This window comes from Bradyrhizobium sp. CCBAU 21365, from assembly GCF_015291305.1.
Lineage (GTDB): Bacteria > Pseudomonadota > Alphaproteobacteria > Rhizobiales > Xanthobacteraceae > Bradyrhizobium > Bradyrhizobium elkanii.
In genome coordinates this window covers 4402139-4422617 of the sequence record NZ_CP030036.1, presented here as the reverse complement: position 1 = coordinate 4422617, position 20479 = coordinate 4402139, and the positions used below count along the sequence as shown (strand labels likewise).

17 protein-coding genes and 1 pseudogene are annotated in these 20479 nt (G+C 65.0%); 8 read left to right on the top strand and 10 right to left on the bottom strand.

Going from position 1 to position 20479, the window contains the following annotated elements; translation table 11 throughout:
* Window positions 1-101 precede the first annotated feature (101 nt).
* Window positions 102-554, bottom strand: coding sequence for a DNA polymerase III subunit chi (locus XI02_RS20135; protein ID WP_016847427.1), 453 nt, complete (start codon window positions 552-554; stop codon window positions 102-104).
* Window positions 555-569: 15 nt separating this feature from the next.
* Window positions 570-2072, bottom strand: coding sequence for a leucyl aminopeptidase (locus XI02_RS20130; protein ID WP_069277648.1), 1503 nt, complete (start codon window positions 2070-2072; stop codon window positions 570-572).
* A 370-nt stretch (window positions 2073-2442) separates the two neighbouring features.
* Here XI02_RS20130 and lptF point away from each other — a divergent pair, with 370 nt between their 5' ends.
* The 7 genes from lptF to XI02_RS20095 all read left to right on the top strand — a co-directional run bounded on the left by lptF (window position 2443) and on the right by XI02_RS20095 (window position 11186).
* On the top strand, window positions 2443-3609 hold the full coding sequence (gene lptF, locus XI02_RS20125) for an LPS export ABC transporter permease LptF (protein WP_018271301.1): 1167 nt from the start codon (window positions 2443-2445) through the stop codon (window positions 3607-3609).
* Window positions 3606-4703, top strand: a complete 1098-nt coding sequence (gene lptG, locus XI02_RS20120) for an LPS export ABC transporter permease LptG (protein ID WP_016847430.1) — start codon at window positions 3606-3608, stop codon at window positions 4701-4703. The genes lptF and lptG overlap by 4 nt, the downstream gene beginning before the upstream one ends.
* A gap of 77 nt (window positions 4704-4780) precedes the next feature.
* Window positions 4781-7204, top strand: coding sequence for an LPS-assembly protein LptD (locus XI02_RS20115; RefSeq protein WP_018271300.1), 2424 nt, complete (start codon window positions 4781-4783; stop codon window positions 7202-7204).
* Between the two features lie 82 nt (window positions 7205-7286).
* Window positions 7287-8234, top strand: coding sequence for a SurA N-terminal domain-containing protein (locus tag XI02_RS20110; protein ID WP_018271299.1), 948 nt, complete (start codon window positions 7287-7289; stop codon window positions 8232-8234).
* Between the two features lie 17 nt (window positions 8235-8251).
* Window positions 8252-9253: a 4-hydroxythreonine-4-phosphate dehydrogenase PdxA gene (gene pdxA, locus XI02_RS20105; protein ID WP_018271298.1), complete on the top strand. Its 1002-nt coding sequence runs from the start codon at window positions 8252-8254 to the stop codon at window positions 9251-9253.
* Entirely contained in the window at window positions 9254-10108 is an 855-nt protein-coding gene (rsmA, locus tag XI02_RS20100; protein ID WP_018271297.1) for a 16S rRNA (adenine(1518)-N(6)/adenine(1519)-N(6))-dimethyltransferase RsmA, read from the top strand.
* A 19-nt stretch (window positions 10109-10127) separates the two neighbouring features.
* Window positions 10128-11186, top strand: a complete 1059-nt coding sequence (locus tag XI02_RS20095; protein ID WP_018271296.1) for an alcohol dehydrogenase — start codon at window positions 10128-10130, stop codon at window positions 11184-11186.
* A gap of 13 nt (window positions 11187-11199) precedes the next feature.
* Here XI02_RS20095 and XI02_RS20090 read toward each other — a convergent pair.
* Window positions 11200-11915 (bottom strand): annotated as a pseudogene (locus XI02_RS20090) (IS5 family transposase).
* A gap of 412 nt (window positions 11916-12327) precedes the next feature.
* Between XI02_RS20090 and XI02_RS20085 the strand changes: the two are divergent.
* A complete protein-coding gene (locus tag XI02_RS20085; RefSeq protein ID WP_018271295.1) occupies window positions 12328-13392 on the top strand; it encodes a hypothetical protein in 1065 nt (354 codons plus the stop codon).
* Window positions 13393-13451: 59 nt separating this feature from the next.
* Here XI02_RS20085 and gmk read toward each other — a convergent pair whose 3' ends face one another.
* From gmk to fabD, 7 genes are all read right to left on the bottom strand, one after another.
* The gene (gene gmk, locus XI02_RS20080; RefSeq protein ID WP_026192682.1) at window positions 13452-14105 is read right to left on the bottom strand and encodes a guanylate kinase; all 654 of its coding nucleotides are present in this window, start codon (window positions 14103-14105) and stop codon (window positions 13452-13454) included.
* 3 nt (window positions 14106-14108) lie between these two features.
* A complete protein-coding gene (locus XI02_RS20075) occupies window positions 14109-14996 on the bottom strand; it encodes a YicC/YloC family endoribonuclease (RefSeq protein WP_172648060.1) in 888 nt (295 codons plus the stop codon).
* A gap of 238 nt (window positions 14997-15234) precedes the next feature.
* Complete coding sequence (gene mltG / locus XI02_RS20070) at window positions 15235-16485, bottom strand: endolytic transglycosylase MltG (RefSeq protein ID WP_016844279.1); 1251 nt, start codon at window positions 16483-16485, stop codon at window positions 15235-15237.
* 221 nt (window positions 16486-16706) lie between these two features.
* Window positions 16707-17972 (bottom strand): beta-ketoacyl-ACP synthase II, encoded by a 1266-nt coding sequence (gene fabF, locus XI02_RS20065; protein ID WP_172648061.1) that lies wholly within the window; start codon window positions 17970-17972, stop codon window positions 16707-16709.
* 96 nt (window positions 17973-18068) lie between these two features.
* Entirely contained in the window at window positions 18069-18308 is a 240-nt protein-coding gene (locus XI02_RS20060; protein ID WP_002716125.1) for an acyl carrier protein, read from the bottom strand.
* A gap of 289 nt (window positions 18309-18597) precedes the next feature.
* Window positions 18598-19335 carry a 3-oxoacyl-[acyl-carrier-protein] reductase gene (fabG, locus tag XI02_RS20055; protein WP_024581467.1) on the bottom strand — a complete coding sequence of 246 codons (738 nt, stop codon included), beginning with the start codon at window positions 19333-19335 and terminating at the stop codon, window positions 18598-18600.
* Between the two features lie 21 nt (window positions 19336-19356).
* Window positions 19357-20310 carry an ACP S-malonyltransferase gene (fabD, locus tag XI02_RS20050; protein ID WP_075969029.1) on the bottom strand — a complete coding sequence of 318 codons (954 nt, stop codon included), beginning with the start codon at window positions 20308-20310 and terminating at the stop codon, window positions 19357-19359.
* Between the last annotated feature and the right edge of the window lie 169 nt (window positions 20311-20479).

The window sequence follows — 20479 nt, the reverse complement described above, 5'->3', positions numbered from 1 at the left end:
AGCTCCTACCCCTTACCTAAGGGCTTGTCCGAACATCACTTTGCGGCATGACCGTGGCCCGCCCCAAGAAACGTCGAATTATCATTAATTAGTAGCTATCGCTATTGGCGCCGCTGCCAGCGTCCCCGCTCGTCGGTCTGCCAATAGGTGACCTCGAAGCCGCGCGCCTTGCAAGCGGTCCAGCTTTCCCTGGCCGAGGCCACCGCGTCGGGGTCGTCGCCGTTGAACACGAGGACCACCCGCTCGTAGCTGTCGCAGTCGGCGGGCAGCGCCGCATTGTCGACCAGGAAGCGGACATTGGCCTGATTCGGATTGCCCTCCTCGATCGACAGGATGATCGGCTGGTCCTGCGCGTCGGCAACGCGCGAGGTCGCGTGCGGCAGGAATGAATCGTCGCTGTAGGTCCACAGATGCGCGTCGAGCGTCTCGGCGCGCTCCTGCGACGTCGATTGCACGACCACGCGCCAGCCGCGCTCGAGCGACTTCTCGAGCAGCGGCGGCAGCACGCTCTCCAGCGTCATGTTCTGCAGATGGTAGAACAGAACCTCGGTCATGCGCCGGCCGACACTCTATTTCCTGGCTTCATAATAGTCGGACACCAGCCGCTCGAGCAGCCGGACGCCATAACCCGAACCCCAGCTCTGATTGATCTCGGTCTTCGGCGCGCCCATCGCGGTGCCGGCGATGTCGAGATGGGCCCACGGCGTGCCGTCGACGAAACGCTGCAGGAATTGCGCTGCCGTGATCGAGCCGCCGTTGCGCCCGCCAGTGTTCTTCATGTCGGCGAATTGCGAATCGATCTGCTTGTCGTATTCGGGACCGAGCGGCATGCGCCATACCTTCTCGCCGGTCTCGAGGCCGACCTTGGCGAGGCGCTCGGCGAGTTCGTCGTTGTTGGAGAACATGCCGGCGTGATCGGTGCCGAGCGCGACCATGATCGCGCCGGTCAGCGTGGCCAGATCGACCATGAATTTCGGCTTGAACTTCTTGGCGACGTACCAGAGCACGTCGGCGAGCACGAGGCGTCCCTCGGCGTCGGTGTTGATGATTTCGATGGTCTGGCCGGACATCGAGGTGACGATGTCGCCCGGACGCTGCGCATTGCCGTCGGGCATGTTCTCGACAAGGCCGATGGCGCCGACCGCATTGACGCGGGCCTTGCGCGCCGCCAGCGCATGCATCAGCCCGACCACGCAGGCCGCACCGCCCATGTCACCCTTCATGTCCTCCATGCCGCCGGCCGACTTGATGGAGATGCCGCCGGTGTCGAAGCAGACGCCCTTGCCGACGAACGCGACCGGCGCCTCGCTCTTCTTGCCGCCGTTCCAGCGCATGATCACGGTGCGGCCGGGCCGTGCCGATCCCTGCGCGACGCCGAGCAGCGCGCCCATGCCGAGCTTGGTCATCGCCTTGACGTCGAGCACCTCGACGCTGACGCCAAGCTTGCGAAGCTGGCCGGCGCGGCGTGCGAATTCCTCGGGATACAGCACGTTCGGCGGCTCGTTGACGAGCTCACGCGCCAAATTCACACCGTCGACGACGGAGGCTTCAGGCGCGTAGGCCTTCCTGGCGGCGGCAACATCGTCGACGGCGATCGAGACGTCGGCCCGCAGGGTGCCGTCCTCGCCGTCCTTCTTCTTGGTCTTGTAGCGGTCGAACTTGTAGGCGCGCAGACGGATGCCGGTGGCGATCGCGGCGGCCTGGCCGGCGGCCATCGCGGCATCGGGCAGTTCCGCGATCACGGTCATCGAACCGCTGCCGGCATTGAGCTTGCCGGCCACCGCGCCGCCAAACTTGAGGAAATCCTTCTCCTTGAGGTCGGCCGCCTTGCCGGTGCCGATCACGATCAGCCGCTCGACCTTGATTCCCTCCGGCGCCAGGATGTCGAGGATCGCCCCGCTCTTACCCTTGAACTGGTTGGCGGCCGCGGCCCGCTTGACCGTCTCGGCGGCAGCACCCAGCGCCTTCCGAGTGGCGGCTCCCAGCTTCAATTGGTCGTCGCAAAAGGCGACCAGAATACCGCGAGCGGCCGCGGAGAATGGGACAAAGCCGACCTTGACGGCGTCGGACATAGGAAAATCCTCCAGAACTCAGGGTGTTGCTCGGACCTGAGGCGGTCCTTCCGGCACGCGGGGTGAGCATTGCGATGGCGGTCCGGAACCAGCCCGGACCGAGATTGTCCCGCACTATGGCCTGTCGGCTGCGTCGCTGCCAAGCGCCGGAGTGGCCGGAAGGCCACAAAAGCGATTAATTAACCATAAATTAAGCGTGCCTTGGCCCGGCCATTTTGTTGACGGATCAAAGGGATGGTAGTGAGAGAGTGACTAGAGAGTGAGCCGGACGGGTCCGCGGCTCGACCATAGGGGAACCCGGGTTGACGGGGATGGTCGAAAGCCGTGCGTTTGGTTGCGTGCAGGGGTCTTTGGGGGTCGTGCGGTAGCGATGGGGTCGATCGACAAGTACATCTTTAAAACGACGCTGGCGTCGTTTGCGCTTGTCCTGGTCAGCCTCACCGGCGTGATCTGGATTACGCAGGCGCTGCGCGGCATCGACCTGATGACCAGCCAGGGTCAGACCATCCTCACCTTCCTTGGCATCACCGGTCTCGTGATTCCCGCCCTGGTGCTGATCATCGCCCCGATCGCGCTGATGATCGCGATCTCCCATACGCTGAACAAGCTCGCGACCGATTCCGAAATCATCGTCATGAACGCGGCGGGCTTCTCGCCGATCCGGCTGTTCCGGCCGTTCTTCCTTGCCACCTGCGTGGTGGCGGCGCTGGTCGCCTTCATCGGCGCCTATCTCGCCCCCGACGGCATGCGCCGAATCAAGCAGTGGGACGCTGAGATCACCGCCGACGTGCTGACCAACATCCTGCAGCCCGGCCGCTTCGCCCAGCTCGACCAGAACTTGACGATTCGCATCCGCGAGCGCCTGCCCGGCGGCGTGCTCGGTGGCGTCTTCGTCGACGATCGCCGCGATCCGCAGGAGCGCGTCACCATCATCGCCGACCACGGCACCGTGCAGAAGACCGATCGAGGTTCGTACCTCGTGCTCTATGACGGCAATCTCCAACGGTTCGAGGTTGGCAAGCGCGATCCGGCGCTGGTCGCGTTCGCCCGCTACGCCTTTGACATGTCGAAATTCTCGCAGGGCCGCGACGTCACGCTCGGGATTCGCGAGCGCTATCTCTGGGAGCTGATGTGGCCGGACGAGGAAGACAAGACCTATCAGCAGCTGTCGGGCCAGTTCTTCGCGGAGCTGCATGATCGCTTCATGGCGCCGATCTATCCGTTTGCGTTCGCGGCCCTCACCTTCGCCTTCCTCGGCGCGCCGCGCACCACGCGCCAAAGCCGCAATTTCTCGATCGGCGGCTCGGTATTCGCGGTGTTCGGCCTGCGGATGGTCGGATTCGCCTGCTCCGTCATGGCAGTGAAGACGCCGCTCGCGGCGCTGGTGCAGTATCTGATGCTGTTCGGCGGCATCGGCGTCGGCATCTGGATGATCGTCGGCGGCGTGGTCGTCGAACCGCCGCCGCGGCTGATGGAAGCGATCAACAGGAACAACGAGCGCATTGTGCGCCTCTTCCGGAGGCCGGCAACCGCATGAGCATGGTGACAAACACGCTCGGGCGTTATTTCGCCGGCCGCTTCGTGGTCGCGGCAGTGGGCGTGTTCGCGGGCATCTTCGTGCTGCTCGTGCTGGTCGACTACATCGAGATGGTGCGCAAGACGTCGGGCCTCGTCTCGGCCTCCGCGATCACGGTCGCGGAGACTTCGCTATTCCGGGTGCCGCAGCTGCTCGAGAAGCTGATGCCGTTCTGCGTGCTGATCGGCGCCATGACCTGCTACCTCGCCTTGTCGCGGCGGCTGGAGCTCGTCGTGGCACGCGCCGCCGGCGTCTCGGCCTGGCAATTCATCTCGCCGGCGCTGGCCAGCGCGATCTTGCTCGGCATCTTCGCGACCACCGCCTACAATCCGGTGTCGGCCAATCTGCGCGAGCTCTCCAAACGCATGGAGGCCGAGCTGTTCGGCTCGGCGCCCGGCGGCGGCATTCAGGACGCGTCCGGCTTCTGGCTGAACCAGATCAACGACGAGGGTCAGGCGATCATCAATGCGGCCCGCAGCGAGCAGCAGGGCGTCCGGCTGACCGGCCTCACCGTGTTCCGATTCGATACGACGCTCCAGTTCAAGGAGCGAATCGAAGCGCGCGAAGCGGCGCTCGAAGACGGCCGTTGGGTGTTCAAAAGCGTACGCCGATTCACCCTCGATAAGCCTCCGGTGGACCAGGACACGTTCTACCTGACCACCACCCTTACCCCGGCACAGGTGCGCAACAGTTTCTCCACCCCGGAAACTGTGTCCTTTTGGCAACTGCCGAACTACATCCGTTCGTCGGAGAGTTCAGGGTTCGCGACGGCTGGCTATCGCTTGCAGTATCACAAGCTCATCGCACAGCCGTTTTTGCTGGCTGCGATGGTGATGTTGGCGGCTTCTGTGAGCCTCCGCTTCTTTCGGATGGGCGGCGTGCAGAAGATGGTTTTGAGTGGCGTGGGCGCAGGCTTTCTGCTCTACGTGCTGTCGAAAGTAACTGAAGATTTGAGCAAGGCTGAGTTGATGCATCCCATCGCTGCGGCGTGGTTGCCTGTCGTTGTGGGCAGCCTCACCGGTTTCTTAGCCTTGCTGTACCAGGAGGACGGGTAGTGGCTATCGTCGCCGCCCGCCAGTTGAGGTCGCCTGCTCTCGGGCGGCGCAGTGCCCTGCGCCGTCAACGGAGCCGCATGGCCGCGTTTGGCGTTTCGATCTCAGCTCTCCTCGCCGCGTTCGTCGTGGTCAGCGCGCTCGACGTGGTCGCGTCGACGCCGGCTGCCGCGCAGGCGTTCACCTACAATCCGCGTCCGCCGAAGCCGCCCCGCCCGCCGGCCAAGAATGACGGGCAGATGCTCGTTCAGGCGACCGAGGTCGATTACGACTACAACAACCAGCGCATCTCGGCCGTCGGCAACGTCCAGATGTTCTACAACGGCACCAGCGTCGAGGCCGACAAGGTCATCTACGACCAGAAGACCAAGCGTCTTCATGCCGAAGGCAACATCCGCATGACCGATGCGGAAGGCAAGATCACCTACGCCAACATCGTGGATCTCAGCGACGACTACCGCGACGGTTTCGTCGATTCGCTGCGCGTCGACACTGAAGACCAGACCCGCATGGCGGCGACCCGTGCCGATCGGTCCAGCGGCAATTACACGGTGTTCGACAACGGCGTTTATACCGCCTGCGCGCCCTGTAAGGATGATCCGAAGAAGCCGCCGCTCTGGCAGGTCAAGGGCGCGCGCATCATCCATAACCAGACCGAGAAGATGCTCTATTTCGAGAACGCCCAGCTCGAATTCTTCGGCGTTCCGATGGCGTATCTGCCCTACTTCTCGACGCCCGATCCGACCGTGAAGCGCAAGAGCGGCTTCCTGATGCCGGGCTTCACCACGTATTCGGCGTTCGGCGTCGGCGTCGAAATCCCCTATTACTTCGCGCTCGCGCCGGACTTCGACGCGACCTTCAATCCGCGCATCACGTCGAAGCAGGGCGTGCTGTTCCAGGGCGAATTCCGCCAGCGCCTGTCGAACGGCGCCTATCAGATCCGGCTCTACGGCATCGACCAGCTCGATCAGGGCGCCTTCGCCGGCCAGCCCGGCGACCGCCAATTCCGCGGCGGCGTCGAGACCAAGGGTCAGTTCGCGCTGAACGACAAATGGACCTGGGGCTGGGACGGCGTGCTGCTGTCCGACTACTACTTCATGTCCGATTATCGGCTGGCCCAGTACAAGGACCCGTTCGGATCGTTCCTGTCGCTGCCGACCGAGGCGATCTCGCAACTCTATCTGACCGGCGTCGGCAACCGCAGCTTCTTCGACGCACGCGCGATCTATTATCTCAGCTACTCGGGCAACCAGAACCAGGTTCCGGTGGTCGCGCCTGTGATCGACTACAACAACGTGATCAACAGCCCGATCTTCGGTGGCGAGTTCAGCTACAAGGTGAACTTCACCAACCTGACCCGCGAAACCGCGGTGTTCGACCCGATCACGGCACAGGCCGCCAACCCCCTTAACCCGTTGTGCACAACCACGTCCGCCGACCCGATGGCGCGGACGCCGTCGCAGTGCCTGCTGCGCGGCATGCCGGGCACCTACACAAGGCTGACCGCCGAAGCGCAGTGGCGCAAATCCTATACCGACCCGCTCGGCCAGATCTGGACGCCGTTCGTCGGCGTCCGCGCCGATGCCATCAACGCCGACATCTCGAACCAGCCGGGCGTTTCCAACTTCCTGCCGGTCGGCGACACCCAGACGGTCCGCCTGATGCCGACCGTCGGCTTCGAATACCGCTACCCCTTCATCAACGTGCAGCCGTGGGGCACGACGACCGTCGAGCCGATCGCGCAGGTCATCATCCGGCCCAACGAGCCCGACGCCGGCAAGCTTCCGAACGAGGACGCGCAGAGCCTGGTGTTCGACACCTCGAACCTGTTCGCGGTCGACAAGTTCTCCGGCTACGACCGCGTCGAAGGCGGCAGTCGCGCCAATGTCGGCGTGCAGGCCACCACGCAGTTCGATCGCGGCGGCAGCGTCAAGGCGATGTTCGGACAGTCCTACCAGATGTTCGGGTTGAACTCGTTCGCGGTCGCGGACGTCACCAACACCGGCATCGACTCCGGCCTGCAGAATCCGCGCTCGGACTATGTCGCGAGCCTCGCCTACTCGCCCAACCGCACCTACACGTTCAGCGTCCGCTCGCGGATGGACGAGGCGACCTGGAACATCAATCGGTTCGAGGCCCAGGCCAGCGCGAACTTCGACCGCTGGTCGGTCAGCCTGATGTACGGCGACTATGCCGCGCAGCCGGAACTTGGCTATTTGACGCGCCGCGAGGGCATCCTCGCCAGCGGATCGGTCAAGGTGGCGGCGAACTGGGTGGTTCAGGGCGCGGCGCGCTGGGACCTTGAAGCGAACAAGATCAACCAGTACGCGTTCGGCGCGGGCTATGTGGACGACTGCTTCGTGCTGGCCGCCAACTATGTCACGTCCTATACCTATCAGGCCGGCTCGACGCCGCCCGTCCTCAGCCACGCGTTCATGTTCCAGATCGGGCTGCGGACGATCGCCCAAACCTCCACGACCAGCAGTTCGGCTGGCATGCAGTAGCGAGCGGTCTGGCGGAGGGCGTGGATTGCCTGCGGGCCTGTGGCTCCGGTTTGAATTGGTTTAAACGGCTGACATGACGATAATGACGACCGCTAGCCTGCCAACGCGCCGCTATCAGCTAGTGTTGAGTTTCCTGCTGGCTCTTTTCTTCCTGCTCGGAGGCGGTGCGCGACTGCATGCCCAGACCATCGCCGTGATGGTCAATGGCGAGCCCATCACCAATTACGACATCGAGCAGCGCGCCAAGCTGAACGCCCTGACCGGCGGCAAGACGCCCGATCGGAAGACCGTCCTCGACGAACTGATCGACGAGAAGCTGAAGATCAAGGAAGCCAAGAAATTCGGCGTGGATCCGTCGGCCGGCGATATCGACCAGTCCTTCGGCGGTATGGCGCAGCGGATGCGGCTTTCCGGCGACCAGCTCACCAAGGTGCTCGAGGGCAAGGGCATCCGCCCGGACACGCTGAAGCAACGCATCAGGGCCGACATGGTCTGGACCAGCCTGGTCCGCGGCCGCTTCAAGGAAAGCCTGCAGGTTGGCGAAAAGGACGTGGCCAACGCGGTCAAGGAGACCGGAGGGGCGGTTGAGGCCGAGGCGTTCGAATACAGGATGCAGCCGGTCGTTCTGATCGTGCCCCGCGGCGCGCCGCAGTCGGAGTTCGAGGGGCGCCGCAAGGAAGCGGACAGCCTGCGCGAGCGCGTCACCAGTTGCGAGGAAGCCAACACCTTCTTCAAGTCGATGCGCAACGCCGCGATCCGCGAGATCGTCGTGAAGACCTCGGCCGACCTGCCGCAGTCGCTGCGCGACATCCTGGACAAGACCCCGGTCGGCCACCTCACCCCTCCCGAGGTTACCAAGCAGGGCATCGAAATGGTCGCCCTCTGCGGCAGGAAGGCGACCACCGTCGACACACCGAAGAAGCGTGAGATGCGCGACAAGATGTACGTGCAGAAGTACGAGGCGAAGTCGAAGGCCTACCTGCAGGAAGTCCGGAAAGCCGCGATGATCGAATATCCAGGCGGGCGATGATCGACTATCGTTGACGCATGGCTCAACCTCTCGCACTGACATCCGGCGAGCCCGCAGGCATCGGCCCCGACATCACGCTCGCCGCATGGCTGCGACGCCACGAACTCGATCTCCCGCCGTTCTATCTGCTCGGCGACCGTGCCGCGCTTGCCGAGCGCGCCAAGGCGCTCGGGCTAGCCGTCGAATTGGCCGAGGTCAGCGCCGAGGAGGCATCCGCGGCGTTCGCACGCGCCCTCCCCGTGGTTGCGACCGGCAAGGCGGCGACGGCGCGGCCGGGCCAGCCCGACGGCACGAGCGCGGATGCGGCGCTAGCATCGATCCGGCAGGCCGTCGCCGATGTCGCCGCCGGCAAGGCCAGCGCCGTCGTCACCAATCCGATCGCCAAGAACGTGCTGTACCGCGCCGGCTTCCGGCATCCCGGCCACACAGAGTTCTTGGCCGAGCTTGCCGCAAGCGGCGGGCACGCGCCGCAGCCGGTGATGATGCTGTGGTCGCCGGCGCTCGCCGTCGTCCCGGTGACGATCCATGTGTCGGTCCGCGAGGCGCTGGCGCAATTGACGACCGACCTGATCGTGTCGACCGCGCGGATCGTGGTCGCGGACATGAAGGCGCGGTTCGGCCTCGCGGCGCCGCGGCTCGCCATTGCCGGCCTCAATCCGCATGCCGGCGAAGACGGCACGCTCGGCATGGAAGACGTCGAGATCGTCGCGCCCGCGGTCGAGATCCTGCGCCGCGATGGCATTGCCGTCCGGGGCCCGCTGCCGGCCGACACCATGTTCCACGCAGCCGCGCGCAAGACCTATGACTGTGCGATCTGCATGTATCACGACCAGGCGCTGATCCCGATCAAGACCGTCGCGTTCGAGGACGCCGTCAATGTCACCCTGGGACTGCCCTTCATCCGGACGTCGCCCGATCACGGCACCGCATTCGACATCGCCGGCACCGGCAAGGCCAATCCGTCAAGCCTGATCGCCGCCCTCCGGCTCGCCGCGCGCATGGCCGCGGCATCAAGCTAAGTGAGCGCGATCGACGATCTGCCGCCGCTGCGCGACATCATTCGCGAGCATTCGCTGTCGGCGCGTAAATCGCTGGGCCAGAATTTTCTGCTCGATCTCAACCTCACCGCGCGCATCGCCCGCGCCGCGGGCCCGCTGGAAGACTCCACCGTGATCGAGGTCGGGCCCGGTCCCGGCGGCTTGACGCGTGCGCTGCTTGCGCTGGGTGCCAGGCGCGTGATCGCCATCGAGCGCGACGAGCGGGCGCTGGCCGCGCTCGACTACATCGCCAAACGCTATCCCGGCCGCATCGAGATCGTGCATGGCGACGCGCAGCGCTTTGACCCGCGTCCCTTGCTCGATGGCGCCAAGGCCAAGATCGTCGCCAACCTGCCCTACAACATCGCAACCCAGCTCTTGGTCGACTGGCTGTCGATCGAGCCGTGGCCGCCCTGGTACGATATGATGGTCCTGATGTTCCAGCGCGAGGTCGCCGAGCGCATCGTCGCCCATGAGGACGAGGAAGCGTTTGGCCGGCTCGCGGTGCTCGCCAACTGGCGCGCCGAGACCAAGATCCTGTTCGACATCTCGCCCGCGGCCTTCGTGCCGCAACCGAAGGTCACGTCCTCGGTGGTACGATTGATACCGCGCGCCGCGCCCGAGCCGTGTGACCGCCGCATGCTCGAGCAGGTCGCGGCCGCCGCCTTCGGCCAGCGCCGCAAGATGTTGCGCCAGAGCCTGAAATCGCTGTCGGTCGATCCGGCGCGGCTTGCTGCCGCAGCCGGTATCGACGCGACACGGCGCGCCGAAACCATTCCGGTCGCGGGCTTTGTTGCCATGGCGAGGGAATTGGCCGATATACGGGCCACAAAATAGAACAGCAGGAGAAAACGTAATGGCGCGCATGGTTCGCCAATCCCTCGTCAAATTCGATGCACCGCTGTGCGAAACCATCGTCGACACGCCGAAGCCCCAGGGACGCGAAGTGCTGGTGCGCATCGAGCGCTGCGGCCTGTGCCATTCCGATCTCCACATCCAGGACGGCTACGCCGATCTCGGCGGCGGCAAGAAGCTCGACACCACCCGCGGCATGACCCTGCCCTTCACGCTCGGCCACGAGATCGCGGGCGTGGTCGACGAGGTCGGCCCCGATGCGCCGAAGGATCTGATCGGGACGAAGAAGGCCGTCTTCCCCTGGATCGGCTGCGGCCAGTGCCGCGACTGCCTCGCCGGCGACGAGAATCTCTGCGTCAAGCAGCGCTTCCTCGGCGTCTCGATCGACGGCGGCTTCGCCACCCACGTGCTGGTGCCCGACGCAAAATACCTGCTCGATTACGACCCGCTGCCGGTCAACCAGGCCGCCACCCTGATGTGCTCCGGCGTCACCGCCTATGGCGCGCTGAAGCGCCTGGTCGATCGTCCGCGCCAGCGCAATCTGCTGCTGATCGGCCTCGGCGGCGTCGGCATGATGGGCCTGTCATTCGCGCAGGCGATGTTCAAGCAGCCGATCACGGTTGCCGATCTCAGCCCCGCGGCGCGCGAGACCGCGCTGAAGAACGGCGCGGCGGCCGCCTATGACCCGGCAGAGCCCGATGTCGTCAAGCGCATGCTGAAGGAGAGCGACGGCGGCTTCGACGGCGTCGTCGACTTTGCCGGCAACGAGAAGTCGATGGCGTTTGCGGTGTCGACGGTCGCGCGCGGCGGCAAGATCGTGGTGTCCGGCCTGATGGGCGGCCAGTTCACGCTGCCGATGGTGCAGTGGGTGTACAAGCGCATGACCATCGAAGGCTTCATGGTGGGCACGCTGGCCGAAGGTCAGGAATTGATGACGCTCGCCCGCGCCGGCAAGATCAAGCCGACGCCGATGAAGGAAGAGCCGATGGCCGACGTCCAGAAATGGATCGACGAGCTGCGCGCCGGCAAGGTCGTCGGACGCATCGTCCTGAAGAACTAGGTGGTGTGGACACTTACCGCAGCCAGAGAATGATGGCTGCGAGGGTGACGACCGCCCGATAATTTCGAGCGGTCTTTTCGAAGCGGGTTGCGACACGGCGGAATTGCTTGAGCTTTGAGAAGCAGCATTCCACGAGATGGCGCTGGGCATAGAGATGCTTGTCGAGCGGATATTTGAGCGCGCGTGACGGGTTGTTGGGGATGACGGCAAGCGCGCCTTTGGCAGCGATGGCTTGGCGCAAGTGATCGGCGTCATAGGCCGTATCGCCCATGACGACCTCGGCAGGCAATCCCTCGATCAACGCGGCGGCTTGCGGTGCATCGCCCTTCTGGCCTGCGGTGAGGGTGAACCGCACGGGGCATCCCAACCCCCGAACGGCCAGATGGATCTTCGTGCTCAGACCACCGCGCGAGCGGCCGAGCGCCTGATCTTCAGACCCCCTTTTTTGGCCCCGGCAGCGTGCTGGTGGGCGCGGACGATGGTGGAATCGACGATCAGATATTCGAAGTCCGGATCATCAGACATCGCCTCAAAAATCCGCCACCAGACGCCTTTGGCACTCCATCGACTGAAGCGCCGGAACACGCTGTTCCAATCTCCGAACGCTTCCGGAAGATCACGCCAGGGAGAGCCCGTACGCACGATCCACAGCACCCCTTCCACGAACATCCGATTGTCGCGGCCGGTCGAACCCTTCTGGTCCGGCCGGCCTATGATCAACGGCGCCATCCGCTCCCACGCCGCGTCGTTCAAAACCAAACGATCCATCACGCCCAAGACTGCCTCCCCAAAAGCAGTCTTGAATCTGATTTGGTCCTAAAAGGGAATCCTTAGAGTCCACACCACCTAGAGCATGATCCGAAACAGTGTGACGCGGTTTTCCGAAAGGTCATGCTGAGACATGACGTCCCGCCCGTGCTGCTACCGCCGGCGGGACGCGGCCGCTCCGATGGAACCTGACAGTCGAACCAAGCCATCGTTCGGTTCATGTTCCGCGGCCTCGGGCTCGCCGCAATTGCGGCACGCCGCGAGCCCCAATTAAGCCCTACCCGTTCCGGATTTGCGGCGCATTGCGACCCAACTCTTTGCCGAGATTGGGATCTCCAGCGTTTGCGTTAAAAAAGAGATACCGGGGACGCGTATGTCAAATCGTTCAGCGAAATTCGCTGCGGCGCTTGCCGCCAGCATGCTGGCCGGTGCCAGTTTCGGCGCCATGGCCCAGACCGCCGCCAATACGGCCAATAGCGCCAACACGGCGGACAGCTGTCTGTCCGCCCCCAAGGGAACCGCGCCTGCGGGAAGCCACTGGTTCTACCATCTCGATCGCAGCAAGAAGAAGTGCTGGTATCTCGGCGAGGCCAAGAACAAGGCGGCCAAGACGGCGACCACGACCGCACAGCAGCCGCCGGCGGCGGCCGCGCCCGATACCACAACGGCCGACGCGACGCCGCCACAGAGCCAGCCGGCGCCGCAGAGCCAGCCCGCGCCGCAGCAGCCGGCGATGCGCAAGTCAGTCGCCGATGCCCATGCCGAGTGGCCCTCGGTGCAGGCCGCAACCGTGCCTGCGCCAAGCGCCGACGCCGGCCAGGCCGGCGGAACGGCAGCAGCAACGACCGATCCGGCGGGACCGGGTGCCAACGCCCAGCCGTCTGACGTGAACGCCAGATGGCTGGATGCATCGAGCATGGCCGGAACCAACGGAACCCGGCGCGCCGCGGACCCGCCGACCGCGGTCGCGCAGGCCGACGCGACACCGCAACAGGCGGCCGCGCCGGCGCCTGCCGCCCCCGCCACGGCCGAGGCGTCCGTGGAGAAATCATCCTCCTCGACGCAGATGTTGCTGATCGTGATGGTTGGAGCGCTGGCGCTGGCCGGCATGGTCAGCGCGCTGGTGTTCGGGCTGACCCGCAGGCGCTCGGCGCCCTACCAAACCGAGGACGAGTGGCACGCGCCGTGGGATTCGCTGCACACCGAGCCGGCGCCGCCGATGGCGGTTGTCAGCCGGGACCGTCCGCTGCGTCTGTCCGAGGCTGCGCCGCGCCGCGCCGAGACTCCCGTTCCGCGCCGTGCGGAGACGCCCGCTCCACGCCGCGCCGAGAAGCCAGCTCCACGTCGCGAGACTACGCGTGATCGGGATCAAAGGGAGCAAGACAACAAGCAGATCGCCGCAATGCTGCAGCGGCTTGCGCGCAGCGCGACGAATTAAGGTCCGCTTAGAAAAAAATGCAAACGGACGTGATGCGGTCGCATCACGTCCGCAACGCGCTACTTCTCGAGCTGACGCTGCAGGCCGCGTACGAATTCGGTGAGGCCGGTGCGGCGCTCGCGCTTGAGGCGCTCGGCCTTCAGGATCGACTGCACCTCGGCAAAGGCGTCATCAACGTTGTGGTTGACGACGATGTAGTCGTATTCCGCCCAATGGCTCAGCTCATGACTGGCGCGGCTCATCCGTCCGCGGATGACCTCTTCCGAATCTTGCGCCCGGGTATGCAGCCGCTTCTCGAGATCGGCGGCCGACGGCGGCAGGATGAACACCCGCACCACATCGGCGCTGGCTTTCTGGTGGAGCTGTTGCGTGCCCTGCCAGTCGATATCGAACAGAACATCCTGCCCCACCGATAATGCGGCCTCGACCGGCGCACGCGGCGTGCCGTAGCGGTTGTCGAATACGGTGGCCCATTCGAGCAGTTCACCGTGCTCGACCATCGTCTCGAACTTCTTCTTGTCGACGAAGAAATAGTCGCGGCCCTCGACCTCGCCCGGGCGCATCGGCCGCGTCGTCGCCGACACCGACATCTTCAGGCCCGGCTCGCGCTCCAGCAGCATGCGCGACAGCGTGGTCTTGCCGGCGCCCGAGGGCGACGACAGGACGAACATCAGTCCGCGCCGCTCAACGCCGTCAAAACCCTGCGCCGTCATCATTCACTCCAGATTCTGGACCTGTTCGCGGAACTGCTCGACCACGTTCTTCATTTCAAGCCCGGTGTTGGTCAGCTCGACGTCGTTCGACTTCGAGCAGCAGGTGTTCACCTCGCGATTGAATTCCTGGGCGAGGAAGTCGAGCCGGCGCCCGACCGGACCGCCCTTGCCGATCATCTCGCGCGCCTGGGCGATATGCGAGGCGATGCGGTCGAGCTCCTCGCGGATGTCGGCCTTGGTGGCGATCAGGATCGCCTCCTGGTTCAGGCGGTCGGCATCGAAGCGGTCGGACGTCTCGAGCAGCGCTGCGATCTGCTCGGCAAGCCGCGCCTTGATCGCCTCGGGCTTGCGGCCGGGAGCGGTCTCGGCGCGCTTGGCGAGCCGCTCGATCTCGTCCATCCGCTGCATCAGGATCTGCCCCAGCGCATCGCCCTCGCGGCGGCGCATCTCGACAAGGCTGCCGAGCGCCTGCTCGAAGGCCATCGCTGCCGCCTCGCGCGCCGCCTTGTCCTCGTCCTCGTTGCTCTCAGGCTCGACCACCTCGATGACGCCCTTGATGCCGAGCAGTCCGTCAATGCTCGGTGCCACCGCGTCGATCCGCTGCGCGAGCGTGCCGGCGACCTTCACCACGGCGGCGAGCACGTCCTCATTGATCCGGATCGTCTGCGCCGCGTCGGTGCGCTTGACGCTGAGATTGGCGTAGACCGTGCCGCGCGACAGCAGCTCGCCGGCCCGCTTCTTGGCAAGCGCTTCCAGTTCGTCCCAGCCCGGCGGCAGCCGCAACCGCAGGTCAAAGCCCTTGGCATTGACCGATTTCAGCTCCCACTCGAACGTATAGGGACCGCTTGCGCCATGGCTTCGGGCAAAGCCAGTCATGCTCGACAGCGCCATCGCGTGAAACTCTCCAACAGAAGGATATGGGACTCACCCGGAGCCTGCGAGACTCGTGGGGAGCCGGTGCGACCTTAAAACGGATTCCGTGAAAGTGGAATTACGTTCCACCTCCGGAAACGCAGAGCTACAGCATGATCCGGAAAAGTGTGTAGCGGTTTTCCCTCGCGACAAACGCGTAGCGTTTGCGCGGCGATCATGCTCAAACAAGAAGCTAGAGCGCGATGACGATCGCGCTTTAGCGCTGCACCACCGGCGGCGAATTGGTCTGCTGGGCTGCGCCCTGCCGACCGCGCGGCGGCTTCTTTTGATTGGTGGGCTTCGGCGTCGTCGCCGTGGGATTGGTGTCGGCGCCGGGCGCCGCGGCGGCAGGCGCCGGATCATCCGCAGGCTCGACCGTGTCGTTCTGGATCTGCTTCTCCGACGCGCGCAGCTTGGCGACGTTCTTCGCGTGCTGGTCGTAGGTTTCGGTGAAGGCGTGGCCGCCGGTTCCATCGGCGACGAAGAACAGGTCGCGGGTACGCGCCGGGTTGGCGGTCGCCTCCAGCGAGGCGCGTCCGGGATTGGCGATCGGTCCGGGCGGCAGGCCGTCGATCACATAGGTGTTGTAGGGCGACGGCTGCGTGATCTCGCTGCGCTTGATCGGACGGCCCAGCGTTCCCTTGCCGCCCACCAGTCCGTAGATGATGGTCGGATCGGACTGCAGCTTCATCCGCTGGCGCAGGCGGTTGACGAACACGGCGGCCACGCGGCTGCGCTCGTCGGCGCGGCCGGTTTCCTTCTCGACGATCGAGGCCAGCGTCACCAGCTGGTCCGGCGATTTCAGCGGCGTGTCGGTGTTGCGGCGTTCCCAGATTTCGGCAAGCACGCGCTTCTGCGCCTGCTGCAGGCGCTGGATCACCTGGTCGCGCGTGGTACCGCGCGGGAATTTGTAGGTCTCCGGCAGCAGCGTGCCCTCGCGCGGGATCTCGCGCACCGAGCCGGTGAAGATGTCGTTGTCGGACAGCCGCGTCACGATCTGCTCCGAAGTCAGGCCTTCCGGGATCGTGATGGCGTGCTGCACCACCTTGCCGTCGACGATGGTGGCGATGACGTCGCGCAGGCTGGCATTCTTCTGGAACGAATATTCGCCGGGCTTGAGATCGGAGCTTGCCTTCAGCGCGAACACGCCGCCGATGAAGACCCACGGATTGACGTTGATCACGCCCTCACGCGAGAGCACGTCGGCGATGTCACGCTTGCCGGCGCGCGCCGGGATGTTGACGATCTTGTCTTCCTGCAGCGGTCCCGGCGATTCCAGCGCCTGCTTGCCGTAGTAATACGTCGCTCCCGCGCCGATCATCAGGATGATCAGGATGGTGAAGATGGCATTGCCGACGATCACGAAGGGATTGCGGGCGCGATCCGAGCGCTTGGGCGGCGGCGGAAGCTGTTCGGGCTCCAGCGCGGCGCGTGGACTCCTCGGTGAAATGGGCGGCCTCTCACTCATCGATGCAAACCAATATCCTGCCGGTTGAATCGTGGCCGGACAAACCCCTGCCCTGCCAATAGCATACGCCCGCTATTAGGAGTCACCGCGGAATACGGCAAAACGGTGGACTAGTTCGAAAGTCCCGATCGAATCGGAACGGGACTTTGGATTCTCGTTTTTGACGCATTTTCTTCACGCGAACCGGTACCCACTTCGCTCGAAAACGCTCTAACGACCTACTAATTGGTCACGCGCTGCACGATCACGGAAGCGTTTGTGCCGCCGAAACCGAAGGAATTGGACAGCGCCACATTGACGTCACGCTTGCGCGACGTATGCGGCACAAGATCGATCGCCGTTTGCACCGACGGATTGTCGAGATTGATGGTCGGCGGCACCACGTTATCGCGAATCGCCAGGATCGCGAAGATCGCCTCGATCGCGCCGGCCGCACCGAGCAGATGCCCGGTCGCGGACTTGGTCGACGACATCGAAACCTTCGAGGCCGCGTTGCCGAGCAGACGCTCGACCGCGCCGAGCTCGATCTCGTCGCCGACCTGCGTCGAGGTGCCGTGCGCATTGATGTAGTCGAGGTCGGATGCCGCGAGGCCGGCGCGCTTCAGCGCCATGCTCATGCTGCGGAAGCCGCCATTGCCGTCCGGCGGCGGCGAGGTGATGTGGAAGGCATCGCCCGACAGGCCATAGCCGGTGACCTCGGCATAGATCTTCGCGCCGCGGCGCTTGGCGTGCTCGTATTCCTCGAGCACGAGGACGCCGGCGCCCTCGCCCATCACGAAGCCGTCGCGATCCTTGTCATAAGGCCGCGATGCCTTTTGCGGGGTCTCGTTGAAGCCGGTGGACAGCGCACGCGCCGCGCAGAAGCCGGCGATGCCGATCCGCGAGATCGGCGATTCGGCGCCGCCCGCAACCATCACCTCGGCGTCGCCGAGCGCGATCAGCCGCGCTGCGTCGCCGACCGCATGCGCGCCGGTCGAGCACGCCGTGACCACCGCATGATTGGGCCCCTTCAGGCCGTGCTCGATCGAGACATAGCCCGAGGCCAGATTGATCAGGCGGCCCGGAATGAAGAAGGGAGAGACCCTGCGCGGTCCGCGCTCCTTCAGCAGCACCGCAGTCTCGGCAATGCCGGTGAGGCCGCCGATGCCGGAGCCGATCATCGTGCCGGTGGCGAACTGGTCCTCATCCGACTTCGGATGCCAGTTGGCATCGTCCAGCGCCTGCTTGGCCGCGCACATCGCATAGAGGATGAAGTCGTCGACCTTGCGCTGGTCCTTCGGCTCCATCCACTGGTCGGGATTGAAGGTGCCGCCAGTGCCGTCGCCGCGCGGAATGTAGCAGGCGACCTGGCTCGGCAGGTCGGACACGTCGAACGTGTCGATCTTCTTGCCGCCGCTGTCTCCGGCGAGGATGCGCGCCCAAGTTGCGTCAACGCCGCAGCCGAGCGGTGTAAGCATGCCCAGCCCCGTGACGACAACTCGTCTCATTTCCACGTCTCCGGCCAGCAATGCGCGGCTGATAATAAGAAGCCGGGGGACCGCTCGATCGCGGTCCGTCCGGCCCCGTCAAATTCGCGATCGGCGTCAGCTCTTCGCGTTCTTCTCAAGAAACTTGGTCGCGTCGCCGACGGTCAGAATCGTCTCCGCCGCGTCGTCGGGAATCTCGCAACCGAATTCTTCTTCGAATGCCATCACGAGCTCGACCGTGTCGAGGCTGTCGGCGCCGAGGTCATCGATGAAGCTCGCGCTATCGACCACCTTCTCGGGCTCGACACCAAGGTGCTCGACCACAATCTTCTTAACCCGCTCGCCAATCTCACTCATCGTTCAACCTCGTTGTTCCATTGGACCCGACCCCAAGACGATACGAGCCATCGTGGTCGTCTCGATTACTCAGTCGCGCATAGTCTTGATTCGGCCCGGTCGTAGCCGATTAAAGCCCCGGCGAACGGCAGGCGTCGCCACGCCAATATACAGGGTTTCAAAATCCTGCAATGGCGTTCTTTGCCCATCCATGGGGGGTTCAGCTACCATACTTCCAAAGCCTTGACTACACGCCTGAACCGGCACCCGAAAACGGCTTTTCGCCGCATTGCGAGAGCCAGCAAGCAGCTCAAATCATAGCCATCCCGCCGTTGACGTGAATCGTCTGCCCGGTGACGTACGCGGCCTCGTTCGAGGCCAGATAGACCGCTGCAGCGGCGATGTCCTCGGGCGTTCCGAGGCGCGCCGCAGGAACCTTCGCCAGGATGGTTTCGCGCTGCTTGTCGTTGAGCGCATCCGTCATCGGCGTCTTGATGAAACCCGGCGCGATGCAATTGGCGGTCACGCCGCGCTTGGCGTATTCGGCGCCCAGCGTCTTGATCAGGCCGATGATGCCGGCCTTCGACGCGGTGTAGTTGCCCTGCCCCGGATTGCCGGTGACGCCGACGATCGAGGTGATCGCGATGATGCGGCCGAAGCGCTTGCGCATCATCAGTTTGGTCGCGGCGCGCGCCAGGCGGAACGTCGCGGTCAGGTTGACCGCGATCACGTCGTCCCAATCCTCGTCGCGCAGCTGCACGAACAGGTTGTCGCGGGTGATGCCGGCGTTGGCGATCAGGATGTCGACCTGTCCCATCGCCGCTTCCGCTGCCGGCACCAGCGCCTCGACGTCATCCTTGCTGGAGAGATTGCAGGGCAGCACGTGCACGCGCTCGCCGAGCTTGGCCGCAAAGCCGTCCAGCACCTCGCGCCGCGTCCCCGAGATCGCTACCGTCGCGCCCTGCGCATGCAGCGCCTGCGCGATCGCGCCGCCGATGCCGCCGGTTGCGCCCGTGACGAGCGCCGTCTTGCCAGTCAGATCAAACATCGAATTCTCCTTCTGGCTGCTTCAAGCCGAAGCTGCGAGCGCGTCCTTGGCCGCAGCGATATCGTTCGGACCGCCGACGGACACGCCGACCGCGCCGTCCGCAATGCGCTTGACGAGGCCGCTCAGCACCTTGCCCGCGCCGATCTCGAAGAACCGCGTCACGCCCTTTCCTGCCATATAGGCAACCGACTCGCGCCAGCGCACCGTCCCCGTGACCTGTTCGATCAGGCGGCGGCGGATCTCGTCGGGATCGGTGATGGCGGAGGCCAGCACATTGCAGACGAGCGGCGCCGCGGGCGCCTTGATGGTCACGCCGGCCAGCGCCTCTGCCATCGCATCGGCCGCCGGCTGCATCAGCTTGCAATGGAACGGCGCCGACACCGGCAGCAGCATGGCGCGCTTGGCGCCCTTGGTCTTGGCGATTTCGACCGCGCGATCGACGGCGGCCTTGTCGCCGGAGACCACCACCTGGCCGCCGCCATTGTCGTTGGCGGCCTGGCAGACTTGTCCCTGCGCCGCCTCATTGGCGACCGCCACGGCGGTTTCGTAGTCGAGACCAAGCAGCGCGGCCATCGCACCGACGCCGACCGGCACCGCCTTCTGCATCGCGAGCCCGCGGGTGCGGAGCAGCCGCGCGGTGTCGCTGACGGAGAGGCTCCCGGCGGCGGCCAGCGCCGAATACTCGCCGAGCGAGTGCCCGGCAACGAAGGCCGCGTTGCGGCCGACCGAGAAGCCGGCTTCGCTCTCGAGCACGCGCAATGTGGCAATCGACACCGCCATTAGGGCCGGCTGGGCGTTTTCGGTGAGTTGCAATGTCTCGCCGGGACCATCCCAGATGATCGCGGTCAGCTTCTCGCCCAGCGCGGAATCGACCTCGTCGAACACCGCCCTGGCCGCCGGAAAGGCGTCGGCCAGGGCCTTGCCCATGCCAACCGCCTGCGAGCCCTGCCCGGGAAACGTAAATGCTGCCGTCATCGGCGATCCCTACCTTGTTGAGCGTGATCTCCGCGCAGGCGCTTTAGGCCTGCCGCAGGGGAAAACGGTATCCGCGTCGCGCAAAACGCGCCACAGCGGGTCCGGGCCAATCCCTTGCAACCAAGCCTTGCAACCGGCCTCGGACCGGGCCGTAAGACACTGACGGAGG

What these genes read in the sequence shown, in the direction of transcription:
- XI02_RS20135 (WP_016847427.1), bottom strand. Translation starts at nt 554, where the DNA reads ATGACCGAGGTTCTGTTCTACCATCTGCAGAACATGACGCTGGAGAGC.
- XI02_RS20130 (WP_069277648.1), bottom strand. Translation starts at nt 2,072, where the DNA reads ATGTCCGACGCCGTCAAGGTCGGCTTTGTCCCATTCTCCGCGGCCGCT.
- lptF (WP_018271301.1), top strand. Translation starts at nt 2,443, where the DNA reads ATGGGGTCGATCGACAAGTACATCTTTAAAACGACGCTGGCGTCGTTT.
- lptG (WP_016847430.1), top strand. Translation starts at nt 3,606, where the DNA reads ATGAGCATGGTGACAAACACGCTCGGGCGTTATTTCGCCGGCCGCTTC.
- XI02_RS20115 (WP_018271300.1), top strand. Translation starts at nt 4,781, where the DNA reads ATGGCCGCGTTTGGCGTTTCGATCTCAGCTCTCCTCGCCGCGTTCGTC.
- XI02_RS20110 (WP_018271299.1), top strand. Translation starts at nt 7,287, where the DNA reads ATGACGACCGCTAGCCTGCCAACGCGCCGCTATCAGCTAGTGTTGAGT.
- pdxA (WP_018271298.1), top strand. Translation starts at nt 8,252, where the DNA reads ATGGCTCAACCTCTCGCACTGACATCCGGCGAGCCCGCAGGCATCGGC.
- XI02_RS20095 (WP_018271296.1), top strand. Translation starts at nt 10,128, where the DNA reads ATGGCGCGCATGGTTCGCCAATCCCTCGTCAAATTCGATGCACCGCTG.
- XI02_RS20085 (WP_018271295.1), top strand. Translation starts at nt 12,328, where the DNA reads ATGTCAAATCGTTCAGCGAAATTCGCTGCGGCGCTTGCCGCCAGCATG.
- gmk (WP_026192682.1), bottom strand. Translation starts at nt 14,105, where the DNA reads ATGACGGCGCAGGGTTTTGACGGCGTTGAGCGGCGCGGACTGATGTTC.
- XI02_RS20075 (WP_172648060.1), bottom strand. Translation starts at nt 14,996, where the DNA reads ATGGCGCTGTCGAGCATGACTGGCTTTGCCCGAAGCCATGGCGCAAGC.
- mltG (WP_016844279.1), bottom strand. Translation starts at nt 16,485, where the DNA reads ATGAGTGAGAGGCCGCCCATTTCACCGAGGAGTCCACGCGCCGCGCTG.
- fabF (WP_172648061.1), bottom strand. Translation starts at nt 17,972, where the DNA reads ATGAGACGAGTTGTCGTCACGGGGCTGGGCATGCTTACACCGCTCGGC.
- XI02_RS20060 (WP_002716125.1), bottom strand. Translation starts at nt 18,308, where the DNA reads ATGAGTGAGATTGGCGAGCGGGTTAAGAAGATTGTGGTCGAGCACCTT.
- fabG (WP_024581467.1), bottom strand. Translation starts at nt 19,335, where the DNA reads ATGTTTGATCTGACTGGCAAGACGGCGCTCGTCACGGGCGCAACCGGC.
- fabD (WP_075969029.1), bottom strand. Translation starts at nt 20,310, where the DNA reads ATGACGGCAGCATTTACGTTTCCCGGGCAGGGCTCGCAGGCGGTTGGC.